The 13,673-nt window shown below is 38.7% G+C and carries 13 protein-coding genes; 11 read left to right on the top strand and 2 right to left on the bottom strand.

The window, feature by feature from the left end; all coding sequences use genetic code 11:
- Positions 1 to 20: 20 nt before the first annotated feature.
- Positions 21 to 719, bottom strand: coding sequence for a tRNA1(Val) (adenine(37)-N6)-methyltransferase (locus DV427_RS04795; protein WP_114891488.1), 699 nt, complete (start codon positions 717 to 719; stop codon positions 21 to 23).
- Between the two features lie 69 nt (positions 720 to 788).
- Between DV427_RS04795 and srmB the strand changes: the two genes are divergently transcribed.
- Positions 789 to 2,117 (top strand): ATP-dependent RNA helicase SrmB, encoded by a 1,329-nt coding sequence (gene srmB / locus DV427_RS04785; protein ID WP_114891487.1) that lies wholly within the window; start codon positions 789 to 791, stop codon positions 2,115 to 2,117.
- A gap of 111 nt (positions 2,118 to 2,228) precedes the next feature.
- Here srmB and rdgC read toward each other — a convergent pair whose 3' ends face one another.
- Positions 2,229 to 3,137 (bottom strand): recombination-associated protein RdgC, encoded by a 909-nt coding sequence (gene rdgC, locus DV427_RS04780; protein ID WP_114891486.1) that lies wholly within the window; start codon positions 3,135 to 3,137, stop codon positions 2,229 to 2,231.
- Positions 3,138 to 3,202: 65 nt separating this feature from the next.
- On the opposite strand from rdgC, the gene proC reads away from it, so the two are divergent.
- From proC to focA, 10 genes are all read left to right on the top strand, one after another.
- Positions 3,203 to 4,018, top strand: a complete 816-nt coding sequence (gene proC / locus DV427_RS04775; protein ID WP_114891485.1) for a pyrroline-5-carboxylate reductase — start codon at positions 3,203 to 3,205, stop codon at positions 4,016 to 4,018.
- Positions 4,018 to 5,184, top strand: coding sequence for a 3-phenylpropionate MFS transporter (locus DV427_RS04770; protein WP_114891484.1), 1,167 nt, complete (start codon positions 4,018 to 4,020; stop codon positions 5,182 to 5,184). Before proC ends, DV427_RS04770 begins: the two co-directional genes overlap by 1 nt.
- A 30-nt stretch (positions 5,185 to 5,214) precedes the next feature.
- Positions 5,215 to 6,108, top strand: coding sequence for a site-specific tyrosine recombinase XerD (gene xerD / locus DV427_RS04765; RefSeq protein ID WP_114891483.1), 894 nt, complete (start codon positions 5,215 to 5,217; stop codon positions 6,106 to 6,108).
- A gap of 186 nt (positions 6,109 to 6,294) precedes the next feature.
- Positions 6,295 to 7,932 (top strand): glutamine hydrolyzing CTP synthase, encoded by a 1,638-nt coding sequence (pyrG, locus tag DV427_RS04760; RefSeq protein WP_005636432.1) that lies wholly within the window; start codon positions 6,295 to 6,297, stop codon positions 7,930 to 7,932.
- 190 nt (positions 7,933 to 8,122) lie between these two features.
- A complete protein-coding gene (eno, locus tag DV427_RS04755) occupies positions 8,123 to 9,433 on the top strand; it encodes a phosphopyruvate hydratase (protein ID WP_005635098.1) in 1,311 nt (436 codons plus the stop codon).
- A gap of 138 nt (positions 9,434 to 9,571) precedes the next feature.
- Positions 9,572 to 10,282 carry a hypothetical protein gene (locus tag DV427_RS04750; RefSeq protein ID WP_114891482.1) on the top strand — a complete coding sequence of 237 codons (711 nt, stop codon included), beginning with the start codon at positions 9,572 to 9,574 and terminating at the stop codon, positions 10,280 to 10,282.
- Positions 10,283 to 10,317: 35 nt separating this feature from the next.
- Entirely contained in the window at positions 10,318 to 10,737 is a 420-nt protein-coding gene (locus DV427_RS04745; RefSeq protein WP_114891481.1) for a DUF2251 domain-containing protein, read from the top strand.
- A gap of 12 nt (positions 10,738 to 10,749) precedes the next feature.
- Positions 10,750 to 11,331, top strand: a complete 582-nt coding sequence (locus DV427_RS04740; protein WP_114891480.1) for a DUF1190 domain-containing protein — start codon at positions 10,750 to 10,752, stop codon at positions 11,329 to 11,331.
- The gene (locus DV427_RS04735; protein WP_114891479.1) at positions 11,332 to 12,513 is read left to right on the top strand and encodes a glutathionylspermidine synthase family protein; all 1,182 of its coding nucleotides are present in this window, start codon (positions 11,332 to 11,334) and stop codon (positions 12,511 to 12,513) included.
- 286 nt (positions 12,514 to 12,799) lie between these two features.
- Positions 12,800 to 13,654 (top strand): formate transporter FocA, encoded by an 855-nt coding sequence (gene focA, locus DV427_RS04730; protein ID WP_114891478.1) that lies wholly within the window; start codon positions 12,800 to 12,802, stop codon positions 13,652 to 13,654.
- Positions 13,655 to 13,673: the final 19 nt, after the last annotated feature.

The following is a 13,673-nucleotide window of genomic DNA, read 5'->3' as shown; positions in this document are numbered from 1 at the left end:
AGGGGAAAATGATTTCCCCTTTAAAATTTCAAATAAAAGTCTTTAGTCAATTCAATAAACGCTTCAGTGTATTGATCATCCTCATCATAAATCACCAATCGATCTTGTGTTAAAACTTCAGGCTGTTTGGCAAAGGTAAGTAGCATTCTCTGGGGCGTTTTCCCCATTTTTGTAATGACATTCGTCTGTTTTATGCAAAAAAGTGCGGTAGATTTTATAAGCGTTTTGCCTGCCTCATAAGGCAACACAAAACTTATTTTCCCATTTTCCGATAAGCGCGTGGCAGCCCATTCTAACCAATTTAAGTGGCTTTGCTTGGTATAACGAGCCAATTCTCGTTCCTCATTCTTACAGGCAATACCTTGTTCAAAATAAGGTGGATTTGCCACAATTAAATCAAAGGTTTGTTCAGTGGCTTGTAAAAAATGTTGCATATCTGTTTGAATAAGTTGAATGCGATTTTTCCACACTGAATCATTGATGTTGTCTTGTGCTTGTTTTGCTGCAATGGGATCCAACTCAACCGCTTGAATTTGGCAGTTTTCTTCAGTTCGTTGTGCCAACATTAAAGCCAATAATCCTGTGCCGCTCCCCATATCTAAAATATTTTTACAATGCTTTACATCTGCCCAAGCACCTAACAAAATGCCATCAGTGCCGACTTTCATCGCACAAGAATCTTGGTTGATATGGAATTGTTTAAAGGTAAATCCGCTCATAAATTTTTCGTAAATTGACCGCGCTTTCAGGTATAATCCCCGCCAATTTTAACAAAGAACCGCACAATAATGAATTTATCCCAATTTGAACAATTTGATCTTTCTCCCAAACTTTTAAAGGCGCTTGAGAAAAAAGGTTATTCCCGCCCAACAGCTATTCAAATGGAAGCCATTCCAGCAGCAATGGAAGAGCGTGATGTATTAGGCTCTGCTCCAACGGGAACGGGGAAAACGGCTGCTTTTTTATTACCTGCGCTACAACATCTATTGGATTATCCTCGTCGTAAACCAGGCCCACCGCGTATTTTGGTATTAACGCCAACCCGTGAATTGGCAATGCAAGTGGCTGAACAAGCGGAAGAATTAGCGCAGTTCACCCATTTAAATATTGCGACAATTACGGGTGGCGTGGCGTATCAAAATCACGGTGATGTATTCAATACCAATCAAGATTTGGTGGTAGCTACGCCTGGTCGTTTGTTGCAATACATTAAGGAAGAAAATTTTGATTGCCGTTCCGTTGAAATGCTGATTTTTGACGAAGCCGATAGAATGTTACAAATGGGGTTTGGGCAAGATGCGGAAAAAATTGCGGCTGAAACCCGTTGGCGGAAACAAACCTTGTTGTTTTCTGCAACCTTGGAAGGGGAGTTGTTGGTCGATTTCGCGGAGCGTTTGTTGAATGATCCTATTAAGGTGGATGCCGAACCAAGCCGTCGAGAAAGAAAAAAAATCAATCAATGGTATTATCACGCAGACAGCAATGAACACAAAATCAAATTGCTCGCGCGTTTTATTGAAACTGAAGAAGTGACGCGTGGAATTGTGTTTGTGCGTCGTCGTGAAGATGCGCGTGAACTTTCTGAAACATTGCGTAAACGAGGCATTCGTTCCGCGTATTTAGAAGGTGAAATGGCTCAAACTCAACGTAACAATGCGATTGATAAATTGAAATCAGGTATTGTGACGGTATTGGTTGCAACGGATGTAGCTGCGCGTGGTATTGATATTGATGATGTAAGCCATGTGATGAATTTTGATTTACCGTATAGTGCGGATACTTATTTGCATCGAATTGGACGAACAGCGAGAGCAGGCAAAAAGGGCACGGCAGTCTCTTTTGTCGAAGCCCATGATTACAAGTTACTGGGTAAAATCAAACGCTATACCGAGGAAATTTTAAAGGCGCGCCTTTTAGAAGGTTTAGAACCTCGCACTAAGCCACCAAAAGACGGTGAAGTGAAGTCTGTAAGCAAAAAACAAAAGGCACGTACTAAAGAAAAACGTGAAGAAAAGAAAAAAACAGAGGCGAAGAAAAAAGTAAAATTACGTCATAAGAATACGAAAAATATCGGAAAACGACGTAAGCCGAGCAGCAACTCTAATACTGAGCAATAATTAGAGAGCCTTTCCTCATATTTTTGGAAAGGCTCTTGTCTATGCTTGATTTAACCTCTGTCTAGGCAAACATTGTTCAAGCAAAAAGTGCGGTAAATTTATAATATGATTTTACAGTCTAGTTTTTTCGCCACCAAATTCATCTAATAAATTTTCGGTGAGTTTGGCTAAAATACCAGTCATCAGTACAAAATCTGCATCGAAACGCTGTGCAAAATCTTCTTTCAGAATATCATCATTTTTTTCGCGTACACTATCTGCAAATTTTAAACGTTTGAGGGTGCAATCTTCGTTAAAAACGAAAGTTAAGGTATCTTCCCATTCTAAGGCTAATTTGCTCACTACTTTTTTGCCATCTTGCAGAAGTGCGAGAATTTCTTCATTTTCTAAAGGTTGTTTTTTGCAACGGATAACGCTGTCTTCCTGACTGCCACGAAGCTCGGCTTCTTCTAATGCAATTAACCAATGCGGTAAGCTATCTTGAAGGATCCAATTAGTTAAAATCGTGCTGGGTTCATTAGCAAATGCTAAAGGGACAACAGGTAGTGAACCTAAGGATTTACGCAGTAATGCGAGCGCATCTTCCGCGCGTTTACTTGATGCGGCATCAACATGAACAAGATTATTTTCCGTATCAATCCACAGTGCTGTATGCTGATTTTTACTAAATGCACGAGGTAATAAATTCATCACAACATCATCTTTTAATGTTTGTTTTTCTACTTTTTTAAGTTTGCGATTTTCTTTTTGTTCAAGGCTTTCAATGCGTTCATCTAGTTCACGTTTGACCACATTTGCCGGCAAGATTTTTTCTTCTTTTTGGGCGATTAATAGAATTTGCTTTCCTACAGAAAAATAGAGTAAATCAGCGCCTCGTAATGGGGCTGACCAGCCAAATTTACTTTGATCTTGAGCACCGCAAGGGTGGAATTGACAATCTTCCAGTTGAGTTTGTAGCTGTGCAAGATCCCAATCTAGCAGTTTAGTCAGCCTATAAGTCATTAAATTTTTGAACCACATCGTAACACTTCCTTCAATATAGGGTAGAATGTGCGGCATTATAGCCCATAAAAGTAGGAAAAACGATGCAACACAAATTGATTGCCTTTATTGGCGGCGGCAATATGGCACAGGCGATTATTCTTGGCTTATTGAAACAAGGTTATCCTGCCAAACAAATTATTGTGAATGATCCGAATGAGGAAAAAAGAGCATTTTTTGCCAATCTTGGCGTGGCAACTTCAGAAAATAATGTGGAAAGTGTAATCAAAGCGGAAGTTGTATTGCTTGCGGTAAAACCTCAAATGATGGCTGATGTCTGTTTGCCGCTAAGCGCGGTGGATTTTTCCGATAAATTATTAATTTCCATTGCTGCGGGGATTTCAACTGAACGCTTGAACGCATTAATTCCAAGTATAAAATCGATAGTGCGCGTCATGCCAAATACGCCCGCATTGGTGGGGGAAGGCATGGCGGGGTTATTCGCACCTAAAAATACGAGCGAAAATCACCGCACTTTTGCACAAGATTTGTTGGGGGCCGTTGGAAGAACCGTTTGGGTGAGTGATGAAACTCAAATGCACGCAGTAACTGCCGCGTCAGGAAGTAGTCCAGCCTATTTCTTTTTGATGCTGGAAGCGATGCAGCAAGCCTTAATCAAAATGAATATTGATGAGAAAACTGCGCGTGAATTAGTGCAGCAATCAATGTTTGGTGCAGCAAAAATGGTGATAGAAAATCCGCAAATTGCACTTTCAACTTTGCGTGAAAATGTTACCTCGAAAGGTGGCACCACTGCGGCAGCGTTAGCGGTATTTGATGCACAACATTTTAATCAAACAATAGAGCAAGCTATGCAGGCTTGTTTGTCTCGTTCACAAGAAATGGAAACTTTATTCTGATGCAAGTTCGTCCTTTTTATTGGCTCGCCCTGAGCTTTCTAGGTTACTACTGCGCTTATGGCGTATTTTTGCCGTTCTTCCCAGCATGGTTGAAATCACAACAATATGGCGAAGAAATGATTGGTTTAGTGATCGGGAGTGCTTATATTTTCCGATTTGCGGGCGGATTATTTTTTTCATCGCTGATTAAAAAAGCCAATCATATTATTAATTCCTTACGCCTATTGGCGTTAGCATCGGCCATTATTATGGCTGCAATGAGTTTAGTTGCGCATAATTTTTGGCTGTTATTTATCGCTATTGGTTTATATGCCTCTGTGAATTCAGCAGGAATGCCGATTGGGGATTCGTTGGCATCCACTTGGCAACGCCAAATCGGCTTGGATTACGGTAAAGTACGTTTGATTGGCTCTGCTGCCTTTATTCTTGGTGTAGTAGTGTTCGGTGGTATGATTGGTTGGGTTGGTGAGCAAAATATCGTGTGGATTTTAACCGCACTTTTATCTTTCTATACTATCATTCAGCTTTTAAAACCAACTATTCCCCCAAAAGATGAAATACCTGAAGGTGGCGCTCCAAATGATGTTGGTTTTATTGCTTTACTGAAAAATCCCATTACATTGCGAGTCATGATTGCAGTAGGACTGATTCAAGGCTCTCATGCGGCTTATTATGTTTATAGCACAATTTATTGGACAAGTATTGGGATCTCTGTTTCTCAAACTAGCTTACTTTGGGGCATTGGCGTATTAGCGGAAATTGTATTATTTTTCTTTTCTCGTCGATTATTTCAAAATATTTCTATCAGTGTGCTGCTTTATATTTCTACGCTTGCGTGCATCGGACGCTGGGCTGTAATGGGATATATTGAAGATTTTTGGTTGATATTCTTATTGCAACTTATGCATAGTTTGACTTATGCCGTGTGCCATTATGCGATTGTTCGCTATATCACCACCCAGCCGCAAAGCCATATTGCGAAGTTACAAGGTTTGTATAATGGTTTATCGAATGGTGTGCTTATTGCCATTTTCACCGCGATTGCAGGTATGATTTATCCAACTTCTCCAGCGATGACATTTGTATTTATGAGTATCATCGCGGCTGCTGCATTTTTTGTGATTCCACGCAAGTTAAATGCTTTTTTGATTGTTCAGCATAAATAGGACGCATCGCTTGCCTTGTAGAAAAGTAATATGAAAAATCTAGCGCTCATTGATTTGTTTCTTAACGAATATTGGATTGAAAAAGGGCTTTCAGAAAATACCGTTCAATCTTATCGTTTGGATTTAACCGCACTTTGTGATTGGTTGGATAAAAATGACTTGTCTTTGGAAACTTTAGATGCTGTAGATTTGCAAGGTTTTCTAGGTGAACGTTTGGAGAAAGGTTATAAAGCCACGAGCACCGCGAGAATGTTAAGTGCGATGCGTAAACTTTTCCAATATTTATATCGGGAAAAATACCGAGTGGATGATCCAAGTGCGGTGCTAAGTTCGCCTAAATTACCCAGTCGCCTACCAAAATATTTAACTGAGCAACAAGTGTCAGATTTGCTCAATACGCCAGATGTGGAAGTCCCTTTGGAATTGCGTGATAAAGCAATGTTAGAGTTGCTTTATGCTACGGGGCTTCGTGTAACGGAGTTAGTTTCGCTGACGATTGAAAACATGAGCGTGCAACAAGGTGTGGTGCGAGTGATTGGTAAAGGGAACAAAGAACGCATTGTGCCAATGGGGGAAGAAGCGGCTTATTGGGTTCGTCAATTTATGCTTTATGGTCGCCCTGTTCTATTAAATGGGCAGAGTTCTGATGTTGTGTTTCCAAGTCAGCGCGCACAGCAAATGACTCGTCAAACTTTCTGGCATCGTGTAAAACATTATGCCATTCTCGCAGATATTGATGCTGATGCACTTTCCCCTCACGTTTTTCGCCATGCTTTTGCCACCCATTTAGTGAATCACGGTGCGGATTTACGCGTGGTGCAAATGTTGCTAGGGCACACAGATTTATCTACAACACAAATTTATACTCATGTGGCAAAAGAGAGATTGAAACGATTGCATGAAAGATTTCATCCTAGAGGATAGATAAGTATAACAAGGCTTTACATGCTAATTGTGGTTTTCTAATTGAGTTCATTGACCAAATCAGGTAAACTACCGTCCCGTCTTTGATAGCTAGTTATCTTCGATTTTTGACCGCACTTTGGGTTGATTTTGTCTGTAAGATGATTAGCTATAATCATTTATATCCCAATACAGATTAGGTTCCCTATGGCTACAAATTATATTTTCGTCACTGGCGGTGTGGTTTCATCGTTAGGTAAAGGCATTGCGGCAGCATCATTGGCGGCAATTTTAGAAGCTCGTGGTTTAAACGTAACTATTATGAAATTAGATCCATATATTAATGTGGATCCAGGTACGATGAGTCCAACCCAGCACGGGGAAGTTTTCGTTACACAAGATGGTGCAGAAACAGATTTAGACTTAGGTCACTATGAGCGTTTTATCCGCACGAAAATGACTAAACGCAATAATTTCACCACAGGTAAAATTTATTCTGAAGTATTACGTAAAGAGCGTCGTGGCGATTATCTTGGTGCAACAATTCAGGTGATTCCACATATCACCAATGAAATTAAAGATCGCGTTATTGCAGGTGCTCAAGGTCACGATGTTGTGATTGTTGAAGTGGGCGGTACCGTTGGGGATATTGAATCACTTCCATTCTTAGAAGCATTACGTCAATTAGCCGTTCAAGTTGGTCGTGAACATACGTTATTTATGCACTTAACTTTAGTACCTTATATTCCAACAGCGGGTGAAGTAAAAACTAAACCAACTCAACATTCTGTAAAAGAATTACTTTCTATTGGTATTCAACCTGATGTGTTGATTTGCCGTTCAGATCGCATGATTCCACCAAATGAACGTGCGAAAATTGCTTTATTCTGTAACGTTCCAGAACGTGCAGTCATTTCATTAAAAGATGTAAATTCGATTTATCAAATCCCAGCATTATTAAAATCTCAAGGTTTAGATGATTTTGTCTGTGAACGTTTCCGTTTAACTTGCCCTGAAGCGGATCTTTCTGAATGGGAGCAAGTGCTTTACAAACAAGCAAATCCAGTGGGTGAAGTGACCATTGGGATGGTGGGTAAATATACTGAGTTACCCGATGCTTATAAATCTGTAAATGAAGCGTTGAAGCATGCAGGTTTAACGAACCGTTTAAGCGTTAACATTAAATATATTGATTCCCAAGATGTTGAAACCAAAGGTGTTGAAGTATTAAAAGGCATTGATGGCATTCTTGTTCCTGGTGGATTCGGTTATCGTGGTGTGGAAGGTAAAATTCGTACTGCACAATATGCACGTGAAAACAAAATTCCTTACTTGGGCATTTGCTTGGGTATGCAGATCGCGTTGATTGAATATGCACGTAATGTAGCGGGTTTAACTAAAGCCAATTCATCTGAATTTGATAAAGATTGTGAACAACCTGTGGTTGCATTAATCACGGAATGGCAAGATGCTGATGGGAATACTGAAGTACGTACCGATGAATCTGATCTTGGCGGAACAATGCGTTTAGGCGCACAACAATGTCATTTGGTGTCAGGCAGTCGCGCTCGCGAGCTTTATGGCAAAGAAACCATTGAAGAGCGTCATCGTCATCGCTATGAAGTGAACAATACCTTGCTTCCACAAATTGAAAAAGCAGGATTGAAAGTAACGGGTTTATCTGCAGATAAAAAATTGGTAGAAATTATCGAAGTGCCAAATCATCCTTGGTTTGTCGCTTGCCAATTCCATCCAGAATTTACTTCTACGCCTCGTGATGGTCATCCGTTGTTTGCAGGCTTTGTAAAAGCAGCCTATGAAAACCATAAACAATCAGTGAAGTAATGGATTAAATTAGAGTAAAAAGAGCGGTGAGAAACGACAAATTTTTTCACCGCTCTTTTATTTTGTAAAAATAGATAAAGATCAAAGCATACGCATTTTTTACAAGACAAAATCTCAAAATAGCTTTATCATATCGCCTGTTTTAGGCTCGCCTAACCCGTTTTAATTAACTTAATTGAGGAAAATAAAAATGGCAAAAATCGTTAAAGTGATTGGTCGCGAAATCATCGACTCACGTGGTAATCCAACTGTTGAAGCTGAAGTTCATCTTGAAGGTGGTTTTGTTGGTTTAGCAGCGGCCCCATCTGGTGCATCAACTGGTTCTCGCGAAGCATTAGAATTACGTGACGGTGACAAATCTCGTTTCTTAGGTAAAGGCGTATTAAAAGCTGTAGCAGCAGTAAATGGTCCAATTGCTGAAGCAATTCTTGGTAAAGATGCGTCTAACCAAGCTGAAATCGACCAAATCATGATCGATTTAGACGGAACCGAAAACAAATCTAACTTTGGTGCAAACGCAATCTTAGCGGTATCTTTAGCAAACGCAAAAGCAGCTGCAGCATCTAAAGGTTTACCACTTTACGCTTACATTGCAGAATTAAACGGCACGCCAGGCGTTTACTCTATGCCATTACCAATGATGAACATCATCAACGGTGGTGAGCACGCAGATAACAACGTGGATATCCAAGAATTCATGATTCAACCAGTTGGTGCGAAAACATTACGTGAAGCACTTCGTATCGGTGCTGAAGTATTCCACAACCTTGCGAAAGTATTAAAATCTAAAGGCATGAGCACTGCAGTTGGTGACGAAGGTGGTTTCGCACCTAACTTAGCGTCTAACGCTGACGCTTTAGCATGTATCAAAGAAGCTGTAGAAAAAGCAGGTTATGTATTAGGTAAAGACGTGACTTTAGCGATGGACTGCGCATCTTCTGAGTTCTACAACAAAGAAACTGGCAAATATGAAATGAAAGGCGAAGGCCGTTCATTCACTTCTCAAGAGTTCACTCACTATCTTGAAGAATTAACCAAACAATACCCAATCGTATCTATCGAAGATGGTCAAGATGAATCTGACTGGGAAGGTTTTGCATACCAAACTAAAGTGTTAGGCGACCGCGTTCAATTAGTGGGCGATGACTTATTCGTAACTAACACCAAAATTTTAAAAGAAGGTATCGAAAAAGGTATCGCAAACTCTATCTTAATCAAATTCAACCAAATCGGTTCTTTAACTGAAACTTTAGCAGCAATTAAAATGGCTAAAGATGCAGGTTATACCGCTGTGATCTCTCACCGTTCAGGTGAAACCGAAGATGCGACTATCGCTGATTTAGCGGTTGGAACAGCAGCAGGTCAAATCAAAACTGGTTCTATGAGCCGTTCTGACCGTATTGCGAAATACAACCAATTAATTCGTATTGAAGAAGCATTAGAACGCGCAGGTACTCCAGCAGCATTCCCAGGCTTAAAAGCGGTTAAAGGTCAAGCGTAATTCACGCTGAATTTACTGTAAAATCTCACCGCACTTTGTATAAAAGTGCGGTGTTTTTTATTAAATTGCAAAGCAATAGCTTGCCTACTATTTTTATCTAAATATTATCTGATTAACTAATTAAACTCAGTAAAAATCATGAATGCAAAACTAGAGCTATACAGAAGATATTATTGTGTTGAAAGAAATATTAATGATTTTTCCGTATTAACCGAATGGGCTACCACTTATCTTATACAACAAGAATATGAAGATAATATTTATGAATTAGCACTAGCAAAAACTAGAAAAGAAGCATTATTTTTATCTGATGAAATTCTAGAGAATGTTGTATTTAATGGAAAAAATTTACAAATAATTCCTATAGATGATAATACATCTATGTTTGATGTATTACCTAATGATATCAATTCTGCTGTACTATTAGGTGAAAGGTATAATTGCCAAGAATACCAAATCAATTCTATGTTGATTTATCAAATTGAATTTGAACATAAATTATTAAATAGAATAAATAAAATATTCCATAAAGAAACAAACCTCTTTACTTTTAAATGTAACAAATGGTTTGAACAAATTTATAAAAACAAAAATAAAATTAGTAATCATCTATTTAAATATCTAGAAATAGAATATGCAGAAGAGTTTAGTCTTTATAAAGAAGCCAGTGTTTTAGATTATCTTTATGGTATCACAGACATAAGTTTCAATATAAAATCAAACTTATCAATAATATCTCTTAGAAAAAGTGATTTTAGTCCTGAAGAATATAATTTACCAGATCTACCAGCTGAGTATATAGAGATAGAATTAGATAGAGATATTAATATCATATCAATATGTGATTAGCATCATTAAAAAACTTCAATTCAATAGGAAATACCATGTTACACTTAACCCTCGAAGATCAACTCTTTCTCGGTCAACCAAAGCAAGTAGGTACACACTCGATTGTGCATGATCACCTGGCAGTGATGTTTGAAGATGACGGTGAAACAGGCTATTTTTATGCACTTGATATGCGTCAAAATGCTCAACCGATAGTTGATATGTTGCACGTGTATAATGTTGATTCAACCTCTAATCATCATGAGGCACGCAAACTTGAAATTTGTTGGGATGAAAGTGGTTATTTAGCATTGTTGCTTATTAATGGCTATCCTCACGCCGTATTTGATTTTGCCCGTTTAGTCGGCTATAACAGCAATAAATATCCACAACCAGATTTAATGAGCATGTGGACTCATGAGGAAATTACCAATAAACAGGCCGAGCAATGGCTAGGCGTGAAAACCATTCGATAAAAATTGAGAACAATGAAAAAGAAAAATCAGATTTTAGTTAGTTTATCTATTGTGGCCTTATTAGGAGGCTGTTCAGAAGAACAAGTACAACGTGATGTGTATCAGTCTTTAGACGATTGTTTAGCTGATTGGAAAAAAATTGAGCTTTGTGAGGCAGATAAAAACACCGAGAGCACTCAGAAAACTGAAACCACACCACAGCAGGGGCTTGGTTTAAATATTCGTGATAATGGTAATGCAGAAAGTGAGGTAAAAAATTCAGCTGAAAATAATGTGCAAGCTAATCAAAGCGAGAACAATGCTGAATCAACTGCAAAAGCTGAAAGTACCGATCCTTCTTTAGGGGCCGCGATTGCTGGTGGCGTTATGGGGTATATGGCGGCTCGTGCAATTAGTAGTTTCCTTGGCCCAAGCTATCATCCTGGAAATCGAGCTGTCACCACGCCAACAGGACAAGTTGTGCAACCGCAAACGAATCATTCTGTTGGAAAACCAATGCTTGTGAAAGGAAATGCAGGAAGCATGAATAGCAAACCTGTATCTCGTGGTGGTTTTAGTAGCCCAAATAATACTAATCGTAGCAGTGGGGGCTAAATGAAACGTGTAACTGGGTTTCCTACTCGACCAGATATGGTGCAGCAGCTACTTAATGTTGGATTTGATTATTATAACTTGCCTTCTAGTGATGGATCTCATTATTGGTCTGATAATGTTGCCTATGAATTTACTTTAGCTGAAATTGATCGCATTGAGGATACAACTAATGAATTGCATTCAATGTGTTTAGATTTTGCGGCGGATGAAATTAAAAAAGGCGATTATGAAAATTATCGTTTTACGGAGTTGCAAAAACAGCTTATTGAAAGCTCTTGGCGTAATCAAGATCCTTATTTATATGGACGCTTTGATTTTGGCTATGATGGCGACAACCTAAAAATGTTTGAATATAACGCCGATACACCAACATCCTTGTTGGAGGCTGCGGTTGTTCAATGGCAGTGGTTAGAACAAATTGAGGGCTTAAAACACCGTGATCAGTTCAACTGGATTCATGAAGAATTAATTAAACATTTCCAATTTTTGAAACAACAAAGTGGCAAAACAGATTTCCATTTGAGTGCCATGCAAGATGCTGGCCGTGAAGATTGGGGCAATGTAGATTATTTAGCTGATGTGGCTTATAACGCGGGTTGGAATATTCATCAATTAGCGGTGGAAGATATTGGCTATAACAGCGAAACAAAAAAATTTGTAGATTTAAATGATCAGCCTATTGAAATGTTATTTAAATTGTATCCGCTGGAATGGCTAAGCCACGCTGAGTTTGCTCGCCATATTACGACGGCTTCAACACGATTTATTGAACCAGCGTGGAAAATGTTGTTAAGTAATAAAGCACTATTGGCAAAACTTTGGGCGCGTTATCCTAATCATCCGAATTTATTGCCAGCTTATTTTACGCCCTTCGAATTACCAAAAGATTTATCAATGTGGGTGAAAAAACCATTGTTAGGTCGAGAAGGTGCCAATGTCTTCTATTATGAGAAAAACAATGGTGTAGAATTTGCAGCAAAAGGAAGCGAACACTCTACGTTTTATGGTAATTCAGGTTATGTTTATCAACAAAAATTTGAATTACCGAGTTTTGATGGAATGTATCCCATTATCGGCTCTTGGGTTGTGGGTGATGTGGCTTGTGGAATGGGCTTACGTGAAGATTTTACTGCAGTAACGGGGAATGATAGCCATTTTATACCTCATTATTTTGTACCTTAATGTGTCCTGAGTATTGCTAAAATAACTAGAAAACAAACCGCACTTTTGTCTTTTTTGATAAAAGTGCGGTTATTTTTTTACCCTAAAAACTATCACTAAAGAGTTATGGTTATTTTATCTGAAAAAATCTTGTAAAATATCAAATTTTGTTAGAATAAATCGTAGCATTTCTTTGAAATGAAAAATTAAAAGAGTAAAATGTCCTCGGTGGTAGAAGTATTTGAAGTTGTAAACATATTAGAAGTATTAAATTTTCATCAACTTTTTTAATATTTGGAGTTACATTATGGCATCAGAAAATCTAAATCAATCTTCTGTTGCTCTCACACCAGTTGAAGCAACGGATTATGCAGAAAATGTGGGTACGTATAAAGCGCAAAAACGTCCATTTTTATCATTTATGTCTGGCATTAACGCCGGAGCTTGTATTGCCTTAGCATTTGTATTTTACACGACAACACAAGCTGCTAGTACCGGAGCACCTTGGGGGCTGACCAAGTTAGTGGGTGGGTTAGTATTCTCATTAGGTGTGATTATGGTGGTAATTCTGGGCTCCGAATTATTCACTTCTTCTACTTTAACTTTAGTTGCCCGAGTGGGCGGTAGAATCACCACAACACAAATGATTCGAAATTGGATCGTGGTGTATTTAGGCAACTTCGTTGGTGGTTTATTTATTGCGGCTGTTATTTGGTTTGGTGGACAAACAATGGCGGCAAATGGCCAATGGGGTTTAACAATTCTTGCAACCGCCCAACATAAAATTCATCACACGTGGTTTGAAGCTTTTAACCTAGGTATTTTATGTAACATTATGGTGTGTGTGGCGGTTTGGATGTCTTATTCTGGTAAGACTGTTACAGACAAAGCATTTATTATGATTATGCCGATTGGTTTGTTTGTTGCGTCAGGATTTGAACACTCGGTGGCTAATATGTTTATGATTCCGATGGGAATTATTACCGCACATTTTAGTACACCTGAATTTTGGCAACAAATCGGCGTTGATCCGATGAAATACGCAGATTTAGATTTGTATCATTTCATTGTGAAGAATTTAATCCCTGTAACGTTGGGAAATATTGTCGGAGGGGCAATTTGTATTGGTGTATTCCAACGTTATTTAACCAAAACTCATTAAATATTTATTTATTAATTAA

The organism is Haemophilus haemolyticus, assembly GCF_003351405.1.
Taxonomy (GTDB): Bacteria; Pseudomonadota; Gammaproteobacteria; order Enterobacterales; family Pasteurellaceae; genus Haemophilus; species Haemophilus haemolyticus_N.
This window is presented reverse-complemented; position numbering and strand designations above follow the sequence as displayed.

Excerpts from the sequence above, each read along its gene's own strand:
- DV427_RS04795 (WP_114891488.1), bottom strand. The coding sequence starts at position 719 with ATGAGCGGATTTACCTTTAAACAATTCCATATCAACCAAGATTCTTGT.
- srmB (WP_114891487.1), top strand. The coding sequence starts at position 789 with ATGAATTTATCCCAATTTGAACAATTTGATCTTTCTCCCAAACTTTTA.
- rdgC (WP_114891486.1), bottom strand. The coding sequence starts at position 3,137 with ATGTGGTTCAAAAATTTAATGACTTATAGGCTGACTAAACTGCTAGAT.
- proC (WP_114891485.1), top strand. The coding sequence starts at position 3,203 with ATGCAACACAAATTGATTGCCTTTATTGGCGGCGGCAATATGGCACAG.
- DV427_RS04770 (WP_114891484.1), top strand. The coding sequence starts at position 4,018 with ATGCAAGTTCGTCCTTTTTATTGGCTCGCCCTGAGCTTTCTAGGTTAC.
- xerD (WP_114891483.1), top strand. The coding sequence starts at position 5,215 with ATGAAAAATCTAGCGCTCATTGATTTGTTTCTTAACGAATATTGGATT.
- pyrG (WP_005636432.1), top strand. The coding sequence starts at position 6,295 with ATGGCTACAAATTATATTTTCGTCACTGGCGGTGTGGTTTCATCGTTA.
- eno (WP_005635098.1), top strand. The coding sequence starts at position 8,123 with ATGGCAAAAATCGTTAAAGTGATTGGTCGCGAAATCATCGACTCACGT.
- DV427_RS04750 (WP_114891482.1), top strand. The coding sequence starts at position 9,572 with ATGAATGCAAAACTAGAGCTATACAGAAGATATTATTGTGTTGAAAGA.
- DV427_RS04745 (WP_114891481.1), top strand. The coding sequence starts at position 10,318 with ATGTTACACTTAACCCTCGAAGATCAACTCTTTCTCGGTCAACCAAAG.
- DV427_RS04740 (WP_114891480.1), top strand. The coding sequence starts at position 10,750 with ATGAAAAAGAAAAATCAGATTTTAGTTAGTTTATCTATTGTGGCCTTA.
- DV427_RS04735 (WP_114891479.1), top strand. The coding sequence starts at position 11,332 with ATGAAACGTGTAACTGGGTTTCCTACTCGACCAGATATGGTGCAGCAG.
- focA (WP_114891478.1), top strand. The coding sequence starts at position 12,800 with ATGGCATCAGAAAATCTAAATCAATCTTCTGTTGCTCTCACACCAGTT.